This is a genomic window from Vibrio sp. V19_P1S1T109, assembly GCF_002241375.1.
In the GTDB taxonomy this organism is placed as follows: domain Bacteria; phylum Pseudomonadota; class Gammaproteobacteria; order Enterobacterales; family Vibrionaceae; genus Vibrio; species Vibrio anguillarum.
The window spans coordinates 1-19,942 of the sequence record NZ_NDIM01000007.1 but is presented as its reverse complement, the minus strand read 5'-3'; the positions used below and the strand labels follow the sequence as shown (position 1 = coordinate 19,942).

General features: G+C 45.5%; 15 protein-coding genes. 10 read left to right on the top strand and 5 right to left on the bottom strand.

What is annotated here, in order from left to right:
* Nucleotides 1-8 precede the first annotated feature (8 nt).
* A complete protein-coding gene (gene gspC / locus B9J87_RS00545) occupies nucleotides 9-905 on the bottom strand; it encodes a type II secretion system protein GspC (protein WP_228376488.1) in 897 nt (298 codons plus the stop codon).
* Between the two features lie 359 nt (nucleotides 906-1,264).
* Between gspC and hslR the strand changes: the two genes are divergently transcribed.
* The 4 genes from hslR (at nucleotide 1,265) to B9J87_RS00525 (ending at nucleotide 6,566) form a co-directional block, all read left to right on the top strand.
* On the top strand, nucleotides 1,265-1,651 hold the full coding sequence (hslR, locus tag B9J87_RS00540; RefSeq protein WP_026028320.1) for a ribosome-associated heat shock protein Hsp15: 387 nt from the start codon (nucleotides 1,265-1,267) through the stop codon (nucleotides 1,649-1,651).
* Nucleotides 1,652-1,682: 31 nt separating this feature from the next.
* Complete coding sequence (gene hslO / locus B9J87_RS00535) at nucleotides 1,683-2,558, top strand: Hsp33 family molecular chaperone HslO (RefSeq protein ID WP_013855441.1); 876 nt, start codon at nucleotides 1,683-1,685, stop codon at nucleotides 2,556-2,558.
* 337 nt (nucleotides 2,559-2,895) lie between these two features.
* The gene (pckA, locus tag B9J87_RS00530; protein WP_013855443.1) at nucleotides 2,896-4,524 is read left to right on the top strand and encodes a phosphoenolpyruvate carboxykinase (ATP); all 1,629 of its coding nucleotides are present in this window, start codon (nucleotides 2,896-2,898) and stop codon (nucleotides 4,522-4,524) included.
* Nucleotides 4,525-4,631: 107 nt separating this feature from the next.
* Nucleotides 4,632-6,566: an AsmA family protein gene (locus tag B9J87_RS00525; RefSeq protein WP_094149169.1), complete on the top strand. Its 1,935-nt coding sequence runs from the start codon at nucleotides 4,632-4,634 to the stop codon at nucleotides 6,564-6,566.
* On the opposite strand, the gene B9J87_RS00520 is transcribed toward B9J87_RS00525, so the two are convergent.
* From B9J87_RS00520 to typA, 4 genes are all read right to left on the bottom strand, one after another.
* Nucleotides 6,527-7,459, bottom strand: a complete 933-nt coding sequence (locus B9J87_RS00520; RefSeq protein ID WP_017048711.1) for a bifunctional GNAT family N-acetyltransferase/hotdog fold thioesterase — start codon at nucleotides 7,457-7,459, stop codon at nucleotides 6,527-6,529. The genes B9J87_RS00525 and B9J87_RS00520 overlap by 40 nt on opposite strands.
* A 72-nt stretch (nucleotides 7,460-7,531) precedes the next feature.
* Complete coding sequence (gene dtd, locus B9J87_RS00515; protein WP_013855445.1) at nucleotides 7,532-7,966, bottom strand: D-aminoacyl-tRNA deacylase; 435 nt, start codon at nucleotides 7,964-7,966, stop codon at nucleotides 7,532-7,534.
* Nucleotides 7,938-8,852 (bottom strand): virulence factor BrkB family protein, encoded by a 915-nt coding sequence (locus B9J87_RS00510; protein WP_017045688.1) that lies wholly within the window; start codon nucleotides 8,850-8,852, stop codon nucleotides 7,938-7,940. The genes dtd and B9J87_RS00510 overlap by 29 nt, the downstream gene beginning before the upstream one ends.
* Before the next feature lie 133 nt (nucleotides 8,853-8,985).
* Nucleotides 8,986-10,809 (bottom strand): translational GTPase TypA, encoded by a 1,824-nt coding sequence (typA, locus tag B9J87_RS00505; protein WP_010319743.1) that lies wholly within the window; start codon nucleotides 10,807-10,809, stop codon nucleotides 8,986-8,988.
* A 500-nt stretch (nucleotides 10,810-11,309) separates the two neighbouring features.
* On the opposite strand from typA, the gene glnA reads away from it, so the two are divergent.
* From glnA to add, 6 genes are all read left to right on the top strand, one after another.
* Nucleotides 11,310-12,719, top strand: a complete 1,410-nt coding sequence (gene glnA, locus B9J87_RS00500; protein WP_017043509.1) for a glutamate--ammonia ligase — start codon at nucleotides 11,310-11,312, stop codon at nucleotides 12,717-12,719.
* Nucleotides 12,720-12,867: 148 nt separating this feature from the next.
* Nucleotides 12,868-13,449 carry a DUF4124 domain-containing protein gene (locus tag B9J87_RS00495; RefSeq protein WP_094149168.1) on the top strand — a complete coding sequence of 194 codons (582 nt, stop codon included), beginning with the start codon at nucleotides 12,868-12,870 and terminating at the stop codon, nucleotides 13,447-13,449.
* Between the two features lie 134 nt (nucleotides 13,450-13,583).
* The gene (gene glnL, locus B9J87_RS00490) at nucleotides 13,584-14,630 is read left to right on the top strand and encodes a nitrogen regulation protein NR(II) (protein WP_026027507.1); all 1,047 of its coding nucleotides are present in this window, start codon (nucleotides 13,584-13,586) and stop codon (nucleotides 14,628-14,630) included.
* Between the two features lie 39 nt (nucleotides 14,631-14,669).
* Nucleotides 14,670-16,073: a nitrogen regulation protein NR(I) gene (gene glnG, locus B9J87_RS00485; protein WP_013855452.1), complete on the top strand. Its 1,404-nt coding sequence runs from the start codon at nucleotides 14,670-14,672 to the stop codon at nucleotides 16,071-16,073.
* Nucleotides 16,074-16,178: 105 nt separating this feature from the next.
* A complete protein-coding gene (locus tag B9J87_RS00480) occupies nucleotides 16,179-18,728 on the top strand; it encodes an EAL domain-containing protein (RefSeq protein WP_441351324.1) in 2,550 nt (849 codons plus the stop codon).
* A 91-nt stretch (nucleotides 18,729-18,819) separates the two neighbouring features.
* Nucleotides 18,820-19,824 (top strand): adenosine deaminase, encoded by a 1,005-nt coding sequence (gene add / locus B9J87_RS00475; RefSeq protein ID WP_094149166.1) that lies wholly within the window; start codon nucleotides 18,820-18,822, stop codon nucleotides 19,822-19,824.
* The last annotated feature ends 118 nt before the right edge of the window (nucleotides 19,825-19,942 follow it).

Sequence of the window (19,942 nt, the reverse complement as noted above, 5' to 3'; positions counted from 1 at the left end):
CAGTCTGTCTAAAATTGGATATAAATGTCATGGGATTGCCCGTCTCTTTCGACTGTTAAGTTCATTTCGGTTAACTCAGAGACTGACTGAAAAATCTTATTCATGGCGTCCGGGTCCGTTAAATCCTGACCGTTTAACGCGATTGCGACATCGCCATCTTGTAGCCCTACCGACTCAAACAACTCAGGAGATTGCCCAGGGCTCACTCTGTATCCAAGCACTTTGTCATCACGTTTCACTTGCGACAGGCGTACATATTTAAAGATTTCTTGCGGATTGCTGGCAATAGCGGCGCGAATGTCATCCAACTTCTCTTCTGCAGACGCTGGGTTATTACCACGCACATTCGATGCAACAACGCGCTCAGGCGTTGCTACACTCGGTTTATGATAGTCAATTCCATCCAACATCAAGGTTTCATCGCGCCCTGAGTTATCAATAATAACGCGATCATTGAACACCGCTTTCAATTTGACACGGGTTCCTTCAATGACTTCGTTAACACCATAGGTCGATTGACTGCCACGATTTGCGATTACCGCTAGACTCTTACTCGGTTCATTGCTCGCCACCACCCCAACCAATAATAAGCTAAGGCTGGTTTTAGGGGCATCTTTGACCACAGGCTGTGCGGCTTCGACCTTCTGCTCGCTATAGCGACCAAATAAACTTCCTTGTTGTAAAGAAGAGAGATCAAGCGAACGCGCCGCATTCGGCGTTGATGCGATTGCTCTTGGAGACCAAGGCGTTATATCAACCGCGTTTTGCTGAATCAGCCACACCATTTTTCCTAGAATCCAAGCCGACGTGACCAGCAATACTAAGGTAAGAAATTGGCTGATTTGTTTCTGCCATTGCGGTATTTTTTGTAGCAAACCTGCTTGCCATAAGCGAGATGAGGTCATACTGCTAAAATCGATTCGCCTCAAAAGATGTCCTTACTGATATTTTCTTACTTCAACCATGATATTTCACATTCATGAGCCGTTAGCCAGACGAAAACCGGCGGATTGGCCTCAAACTATACTTCCATTTCATTTAAACTACGCTTCCATTTCATTTAAACTATGCTTCCATTTAAATGGAACAGATACATAAGACCGCGAAGATCGCGCTACAAAAACACATTAATATATCATAGGAGACATTCTCGTCCTTTTTACTGACATTATTTTGTCGGGTAGCTTGAAAATCTGGAACCAAAACACCATTGTAAAGGCCATAAAACGTACAAGACTAACTCCCTTTGAGGCACATTTGTAGTATGAGTTCTGCGACAGAGCAAATAAGATTAGATAAATGGCTATGGGCAGCACGATTTTATAAAACGCGCTCGATCGCACGCAGTATGGTCGATGGTGGTAAAGTCCATTATAATGGCCAACGCACCAAGCCAAGTAAAATTGTCGAGCTTGGGGCAACGATTACCTTGCGCCAAGGCCAAGAAGAGAAAATCGTCACTGTGATCAATCTGTTAGGGCAAAGGCGCAGCGCGCCAGAAGCACAAACCCTGTATTCGGAAACCGCAGCAAGCATCGCCAAACGTGCCCATCATGCCGAGCAACGTAAGCTCAACGCACACAACCCAAGCCCCGAACGCAGACCAGACAAAAAAGAGCGTCGTGACATCATTAAATTTAAACATCAATAAAAGCTGGACCATGTTCCGAGGAAATAGCTAAATGGCAAATAACATTTTAAATCGCTACTTATTTGAAGATCTATCCGTACGTGGCGAGTTGGTACAATTAGACGACGCGTATCAACACATCCTTTCGAGCCAGGAATATCCAGCCCCAGTACAAAAACTTTTGGGCGAACTGCTCGTCGCAACGACCTTGCTAACCGCAACGCTGAAGTTTGAAGGCTCAATTACCATGCAATTGCAAGGCAATGGCCCAGTTTCCTTAGTCGTTATCAATGGTGATAATGAACAGAAAGTGCGTGGTGTCGCACGCTGGAAAGGCGATATTGCCGATGATGCCGACCTACACACTTTGATGGGTAAAGGTCATTTAGTTATCACTATCGAGCCCAAGAAAGGCGAGCGCTACCAAGGTGTGGTCGGTTTAGAGGGTGATAACTTAGTGGAAGTGCTGGAAGGTTACTTCATCCGCTCTGAACAGTTGAAAACACGCCTTTGGATACGCATTGGTACGCAAGATGGAAAAGCCTGTGCCGCTGGCATGTTGCTGCAAACCATTCCGGACGGAACGGGTACGCCCGATGATTTTGAGCACTTAGAGCAGTTAACTAACACCGTAAAAAACGAAGAGCTGTTCACCTTAGAAGCCACTGATCTGTTGTATCGCCTGTATAACCAAGAGAAAGTTCAGTTGTTCACCCCACAACCCGTGGAATTCCATTGTGGTTGTTCACGTGAACGCAGTGGGGCGGCCATCATCACAATAGGCAAAGAGGAAATTTACGATATTTTATCGTCTGAAGGATCCGTTTCTTTACATTGTGATTACTGTGGCACCAACTACTCATTTGAAGAGGCTGAGATCGCAACACTCTACGCACAAGCCTCCTCAGGAAGCGACACAATTCATTAATTTGCATGAATTAACAAGCACGAAGAAAACGTATCAGGGCCAGCTTTACGCTGGCTTTTTTTGTGATCAAAACCCAGTAAAATCAAGCCTTAAACAAACAGAATGGCGTACTTATTTTTTTAAAAGTATTAATCTTATTGATCTAGCGCAAAGGTTTGCGTACGCGATAAAATAGTTGCGCCAATATGTGACGGGACACCTAAAACCACAGGAGTGTCATGGGCAATTTTTGAACTGTGTCCCTGTTTTATCCCCCACCCGTTGCTAGCATGGTGAGCAGATAACAATTACAAACATTATTACAAAATCCCTACAAAATCTCTTACAAGGAGCACCTATGACCGTTATGGAACATACAAAGGCTGCACAACTAGACCTGACCAAATACGGAATAACCAACGTAGTCGAAGTGGTTCGCAACCCAAGCTATGAACTGTTATTTGCCGAGGAAACTCGCCCAGACCTTGAAGGCTACGAAAAAGGCGTCGTCACTGAACTTGGCGCTGTTGCCGTTGATACTGGCATTTTTACAGGCCGCTCACCAAAAGATAAATTCATTGTCAAAGATGACACCACACGCGATACCCTATGGTGGACATCTGAACAAGCGAAAAACGATAACAAACCGATTAACCAAGAAGTATGGAATGATCTAAAAGCACTAGTGGGTCGTCAACTATCCGCTAAACGTCTATTCGTTCTTGACGGTTACTGTGGTGCCAACGCAGATACGCGCCTTTGCGTGCGCTTCATTACTGAAGTGGCGTGGCAAGCGCACTTCGTCAAAAACATGTTCATTCGCCCAACAGAAGAAGAGCTAGCTAACTTCGAACCTGATTTTGTGGTCATGAATGGTGCCAAATGCACCAATGACAAATGGCAAGAGCAAGGCCTGAACTCAGAAAACTTCACTGTGTTTAACTTAACGGAAAAAATGCAGTTGATCGGCGGTACTTGGTACGGCGGTGAAATGAAGAAAGGGATGTTCGCAATGATGAACTACTTCCTTCCACTGCAAGGTATTGCTTCAATGCACTGCTCAGCCAACATGGCTAAAGATGGCGATGTGGCGATTTTCTTTGGCCTATCTGGCACAGGAAAAACCACACTCTCTACCGATCCAAAACGCGCGTTAATCGGCGATGACGAGCACGGCTGGGATGATGATGGCGTGTTTAACTTTGAAGGCGGTTGCTACGCGAAAACCATCAAGCTCTCCAAAGAAGCCGAGCCTGACATCTACAACGCGATCCGCCGTGATGCGCTACTGGAAAACGTCACAGTACGTAGCGATGGTTCGATTGACTTTGATGATGGTTCTAAAACCGAGAATACTCGTGTTTCTTATCCTATCTACCACATCGAAAACATCGTTAAGCCTGTATCGAAAGGTGGTCACGCCAATAAAGTGATCTTCCTATCCGCAGATGCATTTGGTGTGCTTCCACCAGTCTCTAAATTGACTCCAGAACAAACCAAGTATCACTTCTTGTCTGGCTTTACGGCAAAACTAGCGGGTACTGAACGTGGCATCACCGAACCAACACCAACCTTCTCAGCCTGTTTTGGCGCAGCGTTTTTAACGCTCCACCCAACACAATATGCCGAAGTGCTGGTAAAACGTATGGAAGCAGCTGGTGCTGAAGCTTACCTAGTCAACACAGGTTGGAACGGCAGCGGTAAACGCATCTCGATTCAAGATACCCGCGCCATCATTGACGCTATCTTAGATGGTTCGATTGAGAAGGCAGCAACCAAGCATATTCCAATCTTCAATCTTGAAGTACCAACCTCACTACCTGGTGTAAACCCAACCATTCTCGACCCACGCGATACTTACGTGGATCCTCTACAATGGACAAGCAAAGCTGAAGATCTCGCCTCGCGCTTTATCAATAACTTTGCCAAGTATACTGATAACGCAGAAGGTAAAGCATTAGTGGCCGCAGGCCCACAACTCGACTAAAACTGATAAGTCAGTAGCAAGCCCCTTTGATAAGGGGCTTTTTTTGTTGCTGCGTGAGGTAATTTGTTTCACTCTGTCGCAGGTAACGATTTACGAGTAAGGACACCATGAACAAGGCTTTGGCATTGCTGATTGCGATCATCGCGCTATTTCTCACTTTCATGCTGGGTATGTTTGCACTGCTACATACCTCTTATGCTACTCCCGTTGCTCAAACTCTCGTTGAACGACTTTTGAAAGGAAACGTGACGTTTCAATCTCTTCAATACCAGTATCCTTTGCATTTTCAGTTCAACCAATTAACACTGCGGCAAAATAAGCAGTACATCCCGATAGAGCAAGCCGATATTTGGCTCAGCCCACAGCTCATTCGCGACCAAAAAATCGCCGTTGATAGCGTGCTACTTAGTGGTATCAGTCTACAAAATGGCCTTCCTACCGATTTGCGATCATGGCCCATTTCGGTGAGCCAAATCGCGCTCAATCACGCCGACATCGCCCAACAAGGTTGGCTAGCGCGCGGTGTTAACCTACAGATTAAAAATCCACATTGGTCGGATGATCCAACAGCTCTGCCTTTCGGCGAGATACAACTCTCAGCTGAACAATTTTATTGGCAAGGAGAAGCGCTGAATAACCTACTGCTCGATATGGATTACAAACCTGCCAACAGCACCGTCTATGGGCTCTCGTTGTCATGGCGCGGCGCGGCTATTTCAGGTCAAGCCGAGCAGTATCCTCAAGGTTGGTCGCTGATCAATGTGACACTGGAAAAACTCAATCTTAGCCGAGATATGAGTCATTCCTTACGCCAATCGGGTTGGTTTCAGCTCTTTGACAAAATAGACCATATCAATAGCTTAGATATTTTAAACAGTCAGATCGAGCTTGCGGATATCAGCTTGCGTAACGTCGATATTTCGCTGGAGAACATTTATCCACACAGCAATATTTGGCAGCAGCAACAAGGTAAGTTCTCGCTGCAAGCCGACGATGCAACTTGGCTAGGTCAGCAGTGGGTGGAGCCGACCTTTAGCCTGCGCACCGAGCCGGGTAAACTGATCATTGAGGATTTTAGTAGTGAATTTAAGCAAGGTGATATTCAATGGGCGGGTGTTATCACCCCAACCTCAGCATCGCTGCAACAGCTCACTATTCGCGGTGTAAAATGGGTGAGCGAAAGCAAAGATGATTTTACGTCGCTGAGCCAGCATTGGCCGGGGGTTGATAACCTCACCATCGAGCAACTCACCATCGCCAATAGCCAACTCATTCAATTATTTGCGCCACCTTATTGGCAATTGTCTGGTGTCCATGCCAAAGGGAAGCAGTTAACTCTCGTAAAAGAAAAACGCTTGGGATTGTGGCAAGGCACGCTCAATATCAGCGCAAACAGCGCCAGCTACGATTCACTATTGAGCACGCAAAGCGTCGTTGAGATGCGCAGCGAGCAAGGCCAATGGTACCTAGATCGTTTATTCATGCCGTTAGAAAACGGCTATATCGATGCCACTGCGCGTTGGAATTTCCAAACGTTAAGTCAGCCTTGGCAAACCAACATTCATGCCGATGGGCTACCGCTAGCGGTGCTCAATAAAGTCACCCAGCTTCCCTTTACCATAGAGGGTCTCAGTGAATGGGAAGCGCAGGTCAACGGCCTCGCCGGAGACTACGCCACCTTCGCCCACTCCCTCACAGGTGAAGCAACGCTCAATATTCGACAAGGCATATTAACGCTAAGCGATCCTGAGCAAAACCTCAGCCATGAGCCGTTTACGCTCGAAGGTTTAGTCATTCACTCAGACAGAGGGCGGATGATGATTAATACAACGCCGCTGGTTGGAAAGACGCTCAAGGCAAACCTTGATGGTCACGTGGATTTGGTCAAGTTGGAGAAAGGACAACTTAACCTTAACCTCCAACAGATGTGCCGTGAGATGCACTTCGAACTGCTCCACAACACACAGCACACCATCTATTCGTGTGATCCAGAAACCGACACTTACTCAGCCAATGATGCGGCGGCTAACAATGCCTTGTAATTGGGGATCAACATATAGGTTCCCGTAAATTCAACGGCGGGTTTACCGCCACTGGTGATAGTGACATTGACGACGATACGCGCTTTACGTCCACTGGCTAAACGATCTAAATCGCCACTAATGCCATCCAATGAAGTGAAGGCTAAAGGGTTATGCACCACAGGGTGACGATAGCGGATGCGGCTATCAACCAAAACAATATCGCCATTCAGGCTTCGCTCACGCATCAGCAACCATGCCATTCCCCATCCGGTCAAGGTGGCAAGGGTAAATGCCGAGCCTGCAAATAAGGTGTTGTGTGGGTTCAAATTCGGATTGAGCTGAGCGCTGCACTCAAATTGGTAGCCCGTATATTGAGTCACCTTAATGCCCATTTTTTCGCTGATAGGAATGTGCGTGGCCCAGCGTTCTTGCAGTTCAGTACACCATTCAGGTTTGCGAATCACATTGGCCATGGGATCGAGCGGTTTGACCATTTGTTGATGTCGAACCGGACCGCGTTCATCATTGAGCGAGCCCCGGCGTTCAAAGCCGTTCTTTTCATAAAATGCAATCGCATCTTCACGGGCGCTACAGACTAGGCGCTTTGCACCTTCTTGACGAGCCAGCGACTCTAGCGCCACCAGCACCAAAGAGCCCATACCTTTATTGCGACGGCTACTTTTAACCGCCATATAGCGAATTTGCCCTTCGCAATCTGGCGTAATGTACAAGCGACCAATGGCAATCGGTCGGTTACGACCATCGACAATCATCCTGTGGTGACTCATGCCATCATACTCATCACGCTCCGAGCCGATCGGTAGATGCCATGGCTCACGCAGCATTTGCCAGCGAAAATGGTAGTATTTATTCAGTTGGTTGTCGGTACTTGGCGTAATCAGTTTAAACATTTGGTTATCCCTAAATCACAGCCTCTCATACTCCGCATGATCCCAACGAAGGAGGCTCTATCCATTTCTTTATTAAACCTGAAGCCAGAATGTCACTGGGCCATCATTAATCAGCGAAACTTTCATATCTTGTGCAAAGCGGCCACGCTGAGTTGGCAAAATGTGCTCACACAAATCCGAAAAGTAATCATACAGACGCTCAGCATCAGCAGGGTGTGCACCTTTTGAAAATCCGGCACGCGTCCCCTTTTTGGTATCGGCTGGCAATGTAAATTGAGACACCACTAAAACCTGACCGTTCACTTGTTGCACGTTCAAGTTCATTTTTCCCTCTTCATCTTCAAACACGCGGTACTGAGTCACACGTTCGACTAGACGTTTGGCCTTTGCCTCATCGTCATCTCTTTCGACCCCAAGTAGCACCAGTAAGCCTTGATTGATTTCGCCAACCACTTCCCCATCAACACGTACCGCCGCTTCACTCACTCTCTGGATCAACGCTATCACTCTGATTTCCCTTTATCATTTGCTCGGAGATAGGCAATGAGTTTAGCATTTCTTGCTCATTGCTCCAGTGCTCTTTTTCACCCAAAGTCGCCGTCACCTCCGCCCCAACGAGCACAATCATCCAGCATAAGTAGACCCACACAAACAGAATAGGGATCGCCGCCAGTGCGCCGTAAATCAGTTGATAGGAGGGAAACTGAGTAATATAAGCAGCAAAACCTTTTTTACTGAACTCAAATAAAATAGCCGCCACCATTGCCCCGACCAAGGCGTGTGAAAGATGCACTTTTTTATTCGGCACCAGCAGGTACAAACCGACAAAAGCAGAGAATGACAAAATAAAAGGTAGCCAGCGCAGCAACAAATTATAAGCACCAGAGAGTGCTTCGCTGTCAATAATCTTGAGTGAGGTAATATACGAGGTTGCCGCAATACTTGCGCCGACTAAAATTGGCCCGAGCGTAAGAACCATCCAATACATTGAAAAAGAGAGCACCATGCGCCGTTTATCTTTAACTCGCCAAATGTAGTTCAAATTCTTGTCAATATTGGAAATCAGCATTAAAGCTGCAACGAATAAAAATACCCCGCCCACGGCCGTCATCTTACCTGTATTCGCGATAAATTCGAGCAACGCCTCTCGCACTACATCGCCTGCGGCAGGCACAAAATGGGTGATCACAAAATCTTGAATAACCATACCGACATTGGCAAAAATAGAAAATGAGGAGAGAATTGATAACAGCACGGTAAGCATAGGTACGATCGACAACAACGTGATATAAGCCAAATAGCCCGCATTAACATTGACGCGGTCATGATCCATCCGGCTGAGTAAATAACGCGTAAACAGTAAACATTGTTTGCCAAGCTTTTTAATTTTCAAATGCCTTCTCCCTGCTTATTTTTATCATCAATCACCATTCTATACCTAAAACTGACTATATTGCAGATAAGCAAAAGGCGAGAAGTACACTCCTCGCCCTTAGATTAACTCGTTAACTTATACCATGACGGTATTAGCCACGGCTTGCACGTTTACGATCATTTTCAGTCAAATGACGTTTACGGATACGAATGCTCTGTGGGGTCACTTCCACTAGTTCATCGTCGTCAATAAACTCAAGTGCTTGCTCAAGTGTAAACTTGATTGCAGGTGACAATACTTGCGCTTCATCAGTACCAGAAGCACGAACGTTTGTCAGCTGCTTGCCTTTCAAGCAGTTCACTGTTAGGTCGTTAGAACGGTTGTGGATACCGATCACTTGGCCTTCGTACACTTCATCTGCGTGCTCAGTAAATAGGCGACCGCGCTCTTGTAGGTTGAACAGAGCGTAAGTCAACGCTTTACCTGTCGCGTTAGAGATCAACACGCCGTTGTTACGTTGACCAATGTTACCGCCTTTGTGTAGGCCGTAATGATCAAACGTATGGTAAAGCAAACCTGAACCTGAGGTTAAGGTCATGAATTCTGTTTGGAAACCAATCAAACCGCGAGAAGGCATCATGAAATCAAGACGCACACGGCCTTTGCCGTCTGGAGTCATGTTCGTCAACTCACCTTTACGTAGGCCGATTTTCTCCATCACACCGCCTTGGCTCTCTTCCATCACATCGATCGTTACGGTTTCGAACGGTTCCATTTTCTGGCCGTCTTCTTCCTTCAAAATAACTTCAGGACGAGAAACTGCAAGCTCAAACCCTTCACGACGCATGTTCTCAATCAGGATTGATAGGTGAAGTTCACCACGACCTGAAACGCGGAAGCGATCTGGGTTGTCGGTTTCTTCAACACGCAATGCTACGTTATGAACAAGCTCTTTTTGCAGACGCTCAAGGATATTACGTGAAGTCACGTATTTACCTTCTTTACCTGCAAACGGTGAAGTATTGACTTGGAAAGTCATGGTCACTGTCGGTTCATCAACAGATAGCGGCACCATAGCTTCAACACAGTTTTGGTCACAAATGGTGTCTGAAATTTTCAGTTCACCTAAACCTGTTACCGCAATGATGTCGCCAGCGTTAGCTTGTTCAACTTCGTTACGCTCAAGGCCAAGATAGCCCAGAACTGTACCAACTTTACCGTTACGTTTCTTACCATCAGCGCCGACAACTGTTACTTGTTGGTTCGCTTTTACGCTACCACGAGTCACACGACAAACACCGATAACACCAACGTAAGAGCTGTAATCAAGTTGAGAAACTTGCATTTGTAGTGGGCCATCAAGGTCAACTTGTGGTGACTCTACATTGTCAACGATCGCTTGGAACAAAGGTTCCATGTTTTCACCAACTTCACCTTCGTTAAGTGTCGCCCAACCGTTCAGTGCAGAGGCATAAACCACTTTAAAGTCGAGCTGCTCATCCGTTGCACCAAGGTTGTCGAACAGGTCGAACACTTGATCCATAACCCAATCAGGGCGAGCACCAGGACGGTCAATTTTGTTAATAACAACGATTGGTTTCAAACCGTGAGCAAAGGCTTTTTGTGTTACGAAGCGAGTTTGTGGCATTGGGCCATCAACCGCATCAACAATCAGCAAAACAGAGTCAACCATTGACATGATACGTTCAACTTCACCACCGAAGTCGGCGTGTCCTGGAGTATCTACGATGTTGATACGGAAATCATTCCAGTTAATGGCTGTATTTTTTGCAAGGATAGTGATACCGCGCTCTTTCTCGATATCGTTCGAGTCCATGACCCGCTCTTCCGTATTACCGCGAGACTCTAACGTACCTGACTGTTGCAGCAGTTTATCAACCAACGTTGTTTTACCGTGGTCAACGTGTGCGATGATCGCGATATTTCTTAATTTATCAATCTGTGGAGTAGCCATGGATTTTGCTTCACTTATTAAGGGAGTAACTCGCTTCGGCATGAGGCCGCAACGAGCATAGAACTTGATTAAAAAAACGGTCAATAATGTACCAGATTTTGGCGAAAAACCTAGAAATATGTGATCTATCGCGCTGATTTTCGCTCACCACAAGCTTAGTCCGCTACTTGCTTTAAAACAAATTGCATCAAAATGGACTAAATCAGCATTGACAAGCCTAGTAAACCTAGGCTGAATAGTGTGCGCTTTGGTAGTTAATGGTGCAACATAAAACTCAAGGCACCAAAATAGTGCAAATAAGGATCTTTTTGGTGCAGAGAAGCATTTAAATTCGACAAAGAACAACCAAAACACTTGAAATTAAAGGATTAATTTAATTGGCACGAATTTAGCTTTATTAGAAACAGCATCGATTAATAAGTTTAGAATGAAATTAATCAATGCTAGTTTCAATTCGATTCGGGCCATTACCGCTTTAATAACACTGGAGGTTATCCAAGATGTCAGTAGAAAACGTTCTATCGCTGATCCAAGAAAACGAAGTTAAGTTTGTTGACCTGCGCTTTACCGACACGAAAGGCAAAGAGCAACATATCTCTATTCCTGCTCATCAAGTCGACGCAGACTTCTTCGAAGAAGGTAAGATGTTCGATGGTTCATCCGTTGCTGGCTGGAAAGGAATCAATGAGTCTGACATGGTGATGATGCCTGATGCATCAAGTGCAGTTCTTGACCCGTTCACAGAAGACGCAACACTTAACATTCGTTGTGACATTCTAGAGCCTGCAACGATGCAAGGCTACGATCGTGACCCACGCTCTATCGCTAAACGCGCAGAAGATTACATGCGTTCAACAGGGATCGCAGACACCGTTCTTGTCGGTCCAGAGCCAGAGTTCTTCCTTTTTGATGACGTGAAATACACCAACAATATGTCTGGTGCCTCATTCAAAATTGATGATATCGAAGCGGCTTGGAACACTGGCGCTGAAATTGAAGGTGGTAACAAAGGCCACCGCCCTGGTGTGAAAGGTGGTTATTTCCCTGTTGCACCGGTTGACTCATCACAAGACATCCGTTCAGCCATGTGTTTGATCATGGAAGAGATGGGCCTCGTCGTTGAAGCTCACCACCATGAAGTAGCGACTGCAGGTCAAAACGAAATCGCCACTCGCTTTAATACGCTAACTACTAAAGCCGATGAGATCCAAATCTACAAATACGTGGTGCACAACGTTGCGCACGCCTTTGGTAAAACAGCAACCTTCATGCCTAAGCCTCTTGTTGGCGACAACGGTTCAGGAATGCACGTTCACCAATCTCTTGCAAAAGATGGTGTAAACCTATTTGCTGGTGACAAGTACGGCGGTCTATCTGACTTAGCGCTTTACTACATTGGCGGTATCATCAAGCACGCGCGTGCCATCAACGCATTTGCTAACCCATCAACAAACTCGTACAAGCGCCTTGTCCCTGGGTTTGAAGCACCGGTAATGCTAGCTTACTCGGCTCGTAACCGTTCTGCGTCTATCCGTATTCCAGTGGTACCAAGCCCGAAAGCACGTCGTATCGAAGCTCGTTTCCCAGATCCAGCAGCGAACCCATACCTAGCGTTTGCCGCTCTTCTTATGGCTGGTCTTGATGGTATCAAGAACAAAATCCATCCAGGAGAGGCGATGGATAAAGATTTGTACGACCTACCAGCAGAAGAAGCCGCTGAGATTCCAAAAGTAGCCGAGTCACTTGAAGTGGCACTAAAAGCACTGGATGAAGATCGTGAATTCCTGACCGCTGGCGGCGTATTCTCTGATGATTTCATCAACTCATACATCACGCTAAAAGCAAAAGATGTAGAACGCGTCAACATGGCCGTTCACCCACTAGAATTTGAATTGTACTACTCGGTATAATTCTTAGCTTTAGTACAAAATGTAACTTAGGTTATGGATTTATTAGGCTCGCCTCGCAGGTGAGCCTTTTTCATATTTGGGGTTAATTCCGGACGTCGTAACATTAGCGTTACAACAATAACGGCACTCAAAAGCCGATACCCTTAACGTGAAAACATCTCTATATAGGGGGATGACTGTGAATCTGATCCGAACTTTACTCCTAACACTCATCATGCTTTATTCCGCGACTTCAATTGCACAAAACGTCTATACGTGGGTGGATGCGAACGGCGTGTTGCATCTTAGCGATGTCCCACAAGATAAGGGAGCAAAGCAAATTTCGATTCCTGATTTTCAGGCCGATGCGCCTGAGCCAACCTTTGAAACCTCTCACCCCGTCACTGAGCTCACCAAAAATCTGCCACAGGAAAAATCCGCAACCCATGTCAACAAAATAGAACCGCTGACCATTGCAATTCGCTCTCCGGCTGACGATGAAACCTTACGCAGCAATGCGGGCGTTATTTCAATCAACGCCGAACTCAATCGCAACTTAACCGTCAATGAACAGTTGCAATTGGTCATGAATGACAAGGCCTATGGCGCCCCCGCCACTCAACCTACTTGGACGCTGAAAAATCTAGATAGAGGAACGCATCGCTTTTTAATTCAAGTAGTTGTAAACGGCAAGATTATTGCATCGTCTAACCCTGTGACGGTGCATTTACATCGAGCCAGCATCAAGTGATGAACTCTTCGCCAATAAGCTCGATATAACAACAGGTTTCACTTTTTCTTCTGACACCGATGCGCCATACTTAGCCATGCAATGCACCAAAGTTGTGCATTGCATCATTTGGGAACACGGACAAGGATGAAAACGTGAATTGTGAGCTAAGCCAAACGATTTTAAATAATATCGTTACCGCCACCTTGATGCTCGATGAGTCTCTTTGTATCCGTTATGCCAATCCAGCGGCTGAACAACTCTTCTCCCAAAGTGCTAAGCGAATTATCAACCAACCACTGTCAAAACTCATCCAGCACGCTTCTCTTGATTTAGCGCTGCTTTCTCAGCCGTTGCAAAGTGGCCAAAGTATTACTGATAGCGATGTTACGTTTGTGGTCGATGGTAAGCCACTGATGCTGGAAGTGACCGTGAGCCCTATATCTTGGCAACGCGAGCTGATGCTTTTGGTCGAAATGCGCAAAATTGGTCAACAACGACGGTTAACACAAGAGCTCAATCAGCACGCCCAACAGCAAGCGGCAAAACTCTTAGTTCGCGGGCTGGCGCATGAAATTAAAAACCCATTAGGTGGGCTACGTGGCGCGGCGCAACTGCTAGAAAAGATGTTGCCGGACCACAGTCTCACTGAGTACACCCAAATTATTATTGAACAAGCCGATCGACTGCGCGCGCTCGTTGATCGTTTGCTCGGCCCACAAAAACCAGGCAAGAAGTGCTCTGAAAATCTCCATGTAATTTTGGAAAAAGTCCGCCAATTGGTTGAGCTAGAAGCCAGCACACACTTGGTGATTGAACGAGATTATGACCCCAGCTTGCCCGATATTTTGATGGATACCGATCAAATCGAGCAGGCATTACTGAATATCGTCAGCAATGCGGCGCAGATTTTATCTCATGATCCGCATGGTAAAATCACACTTCGCACCAGAACAGTGCACCAAGCCAATATTCACGGACAGCGCCATAAGTTAGTGGCACGCATAGAAATCAGCGATAACGGCCCAGGCATTCCTACCGAATTACAAGACACACTGTTTTACCCCATGGTCAGCGGCCGTGAAGGTGGAACGGGGCTGGGTCTTTCTATCTCACAAAACCTGATCGATCAGCACAATGGAAAAATCGATGTTGAAAGCTGGCCAGGTCGAACCACATTTACTATTTATTTACCCATTTGACCGATGTCAGATTGGGTTTGCTGCTAAGGAATAAACATTATGAGTAAAGGATACGTTTGGGTGGTGGACGATGATAGTTCGATCCGCTGGGTGATGGAAAAAACGCTCTCATCAGCCAACATAAAATGCGAAACGTTTTCCGATGCCGAAAGTGTGTTACTGGCGCTAGAAAGAGAAACGCCCGATGTGCTCGTTTCCGATATTCGCATGCCGGGCATGAATGGTATTGAGCTGCTAAACCAAGTTCATTCACGATCTCCTGAGTTGCCCGTCATCATCATGACTGCCCACTCAGATCTTGATGCCGCGGTGAATGCCTATCAAAAGGGTGCCTTTGAGTATCTGCCTAAACCTTTTGATGTCGATGAAACCCTCACCTTGGTTGAACGTGCCATTGCTCATAGTCAGGAGCAGCGCAAAGAACAATCCAATCAACAGATTGGCGTTGATAGTACACCGGAAATCATTGGAGAGGCCCCTTCAATGCAAGAGGTATTTCGGGCGATTGGCCGTTTATCACGTTCCTCAATCTCAGTCTTGATCAATGGTGAATCAGGAACCGGGAAAGAGTTAGTCGCTCACGCGCTTCATCGCCATAGCCCACGCGCCCAAAAACCGTTTATTGCCCTCAATATGGCCGCAATTCCAAAAGATCTCATCGAGTCAGAACTGTTTGGTCATGAGAAAGGAGCATTCACTGGTGCAAACAGTGTCCGCCAAGGGCGTTTTGAGCAGGCCAATGGTGGCACCCTGTTCTTAGATGAAATTGGCGATATGCCGCTCGACATTCAAACTCGGCTACTGCGTGTTTTAGCCGATGGTCAGTTTTACCGCGTAGGAGGGCATTCAGCAATCAAAGTGGATGTCCGCATTGTCGCCGCTACTCACCAAAACTTAGAAAAGCTCGTTCATCAAGGAAAGTTTCGTGACGACCTTTTTCACCGTCTCAATGTCATTCGTATTCATATCCCAGCACTGCGTGAGCGAAGCCAAGATATAGAAAAACTGACCAAGCACTTTCTCGCCTCTGCAGCAAAAGAATTAGGCGTAGAAATGAAAACGCTACATCCTAAGAGCATTGAAATTTTGAATCGTCTTGAATGGCCGGGAAACGTACGACAACTTGAAAATATGTGTCGCTGGTTAACTGTAATGGCCAGTGGCAGCGAGGTGCTGCCCAGTGATCTTCCTTCCGAATTATTGTCGGAAAAGAAAAATAGTGACTTTGATAGTGCTATAAGTTGGCAACAACAACTCGCAAGTTGGGCTAAATCTTCATTAGCTTCAGGAGAAACAGAGCTGCTTTCTTATGCACTTCCTGAATTTGAACGTATACTTTTGGAAGCAGCACTTCATCACACCAATGGTCACAAACAAGACGCAGCTAAGGTGCTTGGGTGGGGGCGCAATACGTTGACAAGGAAGTTAAAAGAACTTTACTGATAATTTTTTAATGATCAGGTGCAGTGATTCACTTTCTGGCACAATGCAATCACCCACCACCTTGCGTGTTTTACCGATAATTTGTATGGATGCAGAAGACACGACATGTCATTTACGAATCAAATAACGTTGAAAACAGCCGTTGTTCTACCATTTGTTATGATTTTCCTCATAACGATTGGAGTGATTGTGGGTGTACAAAAATACAGTTATGAAGAGATGGTTGATGACATTAGCAGCAAACAGCTTTCATCATTAAATGCCAATGTAGAGCAGCGGCTGATCAGTTTTCTCGATGAACCTTTTCAAGCCAGCCTCGCTTTAAGCCACACGATCGGCTTTAGTCAGTTCTATTCTGCGGACGATGTCAGTAAAGTAGAAGGATATCTGCTTGCCAGTTTTGAAACGCTTTATCGACCGCTAGAACAAATTGATGTGATCGGATTTGGTGGCGAACAGGCGGAGTACGTGGGCTTTCGCAAAGAGATTGGTGATAGTTTTACCTTGATGGTGAAAGATAATCGAACTCAGCAAAACTTGGTGATCTACTCAGGAAAAACCATCAATCAAGATATTCGCTCCACCATTGCCGATTATGATCCAAGAACTCGCCCCTGGTATACTCCAGTTGCACAAAGTTTAAGCCCAAGTTGGTCGCCAATCTACACTAATGTTGATGAACGCCAAGAGATCACGCTCTCTGCTTTAGCACCCGTTTTCTCTATGAACAAATTCATCGGTGTTTTGGTGACTGATGTGAAAATCGATACGTTCAATGCGTTTCTGACCTCACTGCAACAAAAAACTCATGCCAACGTATATATTATTGATCCAGAAAAAAGGTTAGTGGCTCACTCCAATACCAGCACCGTTGTCTCTTGGGGGACCGAACTGTCGGCAAAAGGAGAGCGACTACTGGCTATCGAAAATGCCAACCCAGTGATCCAAGCCAGTGCACATTATATTGATAACCATGACAAAATGCTGTCAGCAACACTCAACAAATTCGAAACGGTAGTTGATGGCACCCGCTATTTTAATCATCTCACTCCCTTTAAAGATAAACATGGCATCGAATGGTTTATTGGCGTCTCGATTTCAGAAACCGATCTACTTGGTCGACTGCCAGAAAACCAACAAAACAGTTGGATTATTGGCGGTATTGTCAGCCTTATCGGCATTGGTATAGGGCTCATTGCCTTTAATCGAATCACCACTCCAATTACCGCTACCGCTGCTGCTGCTCAGCATCTAGCAAAAGGGGATTGGGAAAGTAACATGCCGAAAGCTGGCAATATTTATGAAACGAGTTTGCTTGTTTATTCATTCAATGAAATGGCCAACAACCTAAAAGCCTCATTTAAGGCATTGCATTCCCAATTGATCTACGATTCCCTAACCAAGCTCTATAGCCGTGAAGGTTTAATTGATAACTTTAGTCAATTAAATCAAATTAATGGCAGCCTATTGCTTATCGGCATCGATAAATTCAGAGATATTAATGACAGCTTGGGACATCAGCAAGGTGACTTACTATTACAAATTATTGCTGAAAAATTACGCACACTATTTGCGAGCACCTCATGTATTGCTCGTACAGGTGGTGATGAATTCGCTATTTACATCCCCTCTTTACAACAAAAGAATGAAGCCCAATCCGCGGCTAACAGCATATTACAAATGTTTGCTGTCCCATTCTCAATGCATAATGAAAAAGTGGTCGTCAATGCCTCCATTGGCATCGTACTCCCTAATAACACGCTCCATACTATGGCGCTATGGTTACGTAATGGTAGCATCGCACTCAGCCACGCCAAGCAAGAGCGCTCAAGGATCTGCTATTACTCTCCAGAGATGGACGATGTATCTCGTAAACGTACGCAAATGCTCACTCAAATTAAGCTTGCCATCGAGAACAAAGAATATATTCCGCATTATCAACCAATTGTAAACTTATCAACGGGAGATATCATCGGAGCTGAAGCCTTGGCACGCTGGGTGACACCAAGCGGTGATATCATTCCCCCCTTGGAATTCATTCCTATCGCTGAAGAAAGCGGCTTTATTGGCCTGATTGGTGAGCAAATCTTGTATCAAGCGTGTTTTGACACGATGCAAGGCATCAAGATGGGTAAATGGGGATCGACGTTTAAAATGCACGTCAACCTCTCAGTGAACCAGCTATCTCAACCTCAGTTTGTTCATGAACTCAAAGCGACTTTGGAAAGAACGGGGCTTGAACCCAATAACCTCGCTTTAGAGATCACAGAATCAAGAATTGTTGATAACGACCCAGTTATTTTAGCAAACATGAACAAACTCAAAGAGCTGGGCATCCATATCGCGATAGATGATTTTGGTACCGGATACAGCTCCCTTTCTTATTTACATCAACTTCCATTCGATTGTCTAAAAATAGACAGGGCGTTTGTATCGCAGCTCGAACAGACAAATCTCAGTAGCTCAGTCGTTGCGGCAATCATCAACATGACTCGTGGGTTTAATGTCGAAATTGTAGCAGAAGGTATTGAAACCAAAGAGCAAGTCCATCTCCTAACCATGCTTAACTGCACTCATGGGCAAGGCTTTCTGTTTAGTAAAGCCATCCCTTTTAACGAATGGTCAACAGATATGGTAAACATAAAAGCCAAATAAACAGAATTGGGTGATTTAATACTCTTTGCTAGCTGACACTGACCACATTGATTTTTATACTTGATGCCATACACACTTTCGGAAAAACATAATGATAACTAAAAATCTACCGCTTACTGATTTGCATCGCCATCTTGACGGCAACATTCGAACCAAAACTATCTTAGAACTAGGGCAACGATTTGGTGTGGCGCTGCCAGCTGGCAACATAGAAGAGCTCACACCTCATGTACAAATCGTCGAAGCAGAACCATCATTGGTCGCTTTTTTATCAAAACTTGATTGGGGAGTTGCCGCATTGGGTGATCTCGATGCTTGCCGAAGAGTCGCCTACGAAAATGTCGAAGATGCCTTAAATGCTCAAATTGATTATGCCGAGCTGAGGTTCTCTCCTTACTATATGGCTATGAAACATCAACTGCCTATCGCTGGCGTTGTTGAGGCTGTAGTTGATGGGGTGCAAGCGGGCGTTCGAGACTTCGGTATTCAGGCTAACCTAATAGGAATTATGAGCCGCACATTTGGCACCGATGCTTGTCAGCAGGAGCTAGACGCTATTTTGACTCAAAAACAGCACATTGTTGCAGTCGACTTGGCGGGCGATGAACTTGGGCAGCCGGGCAAGCGATTTATTTCTCACTTTAAACAAGTACGAGATGCAGGACTAAGAGTTACAGTACATGCTGGAGAGGCGGCGGGGTCAGAAAGTATGTGGCAAGCAATTAAAGAGCTAGGTGCAGAACGCATTGGACACGGAGTAAAAGCCGTCCATGACCCTAAGCTAATGGATTATCTTGCCAAACATCGTATTGGCATTGAGTCTTGCCTAACGTCAAACTTCCAAACGAGCACAGTAAACTCTCTTGCTCATCATCCTATAAAACAGTTTTTAGAGCATGGGATACTTGCTTGTTTAAATACTGATGACCCAGCGGTTGAAGGTATTGAACTTCCACATGAATATGAAGTTGCAGCACTTCAAGCAGGCCTTTCTCAAGAGCATATCAGACAAGCGCAAATTAACGGATTAGAATTAGCCTTTCTTTCAGACTCAGATAAAAAAGCACTGTCAGCCAAAGCCGCTTTGCGTAGCTAAATCTCCTGAACCATGTCTCTCTAGCCGATGTTTAATACATCGGCTTTTTTATACCTAAGACATAGAGACCGAAAAGAATAAGAATAGATTGAACAAAGTGTAGCTACCACACGACTGT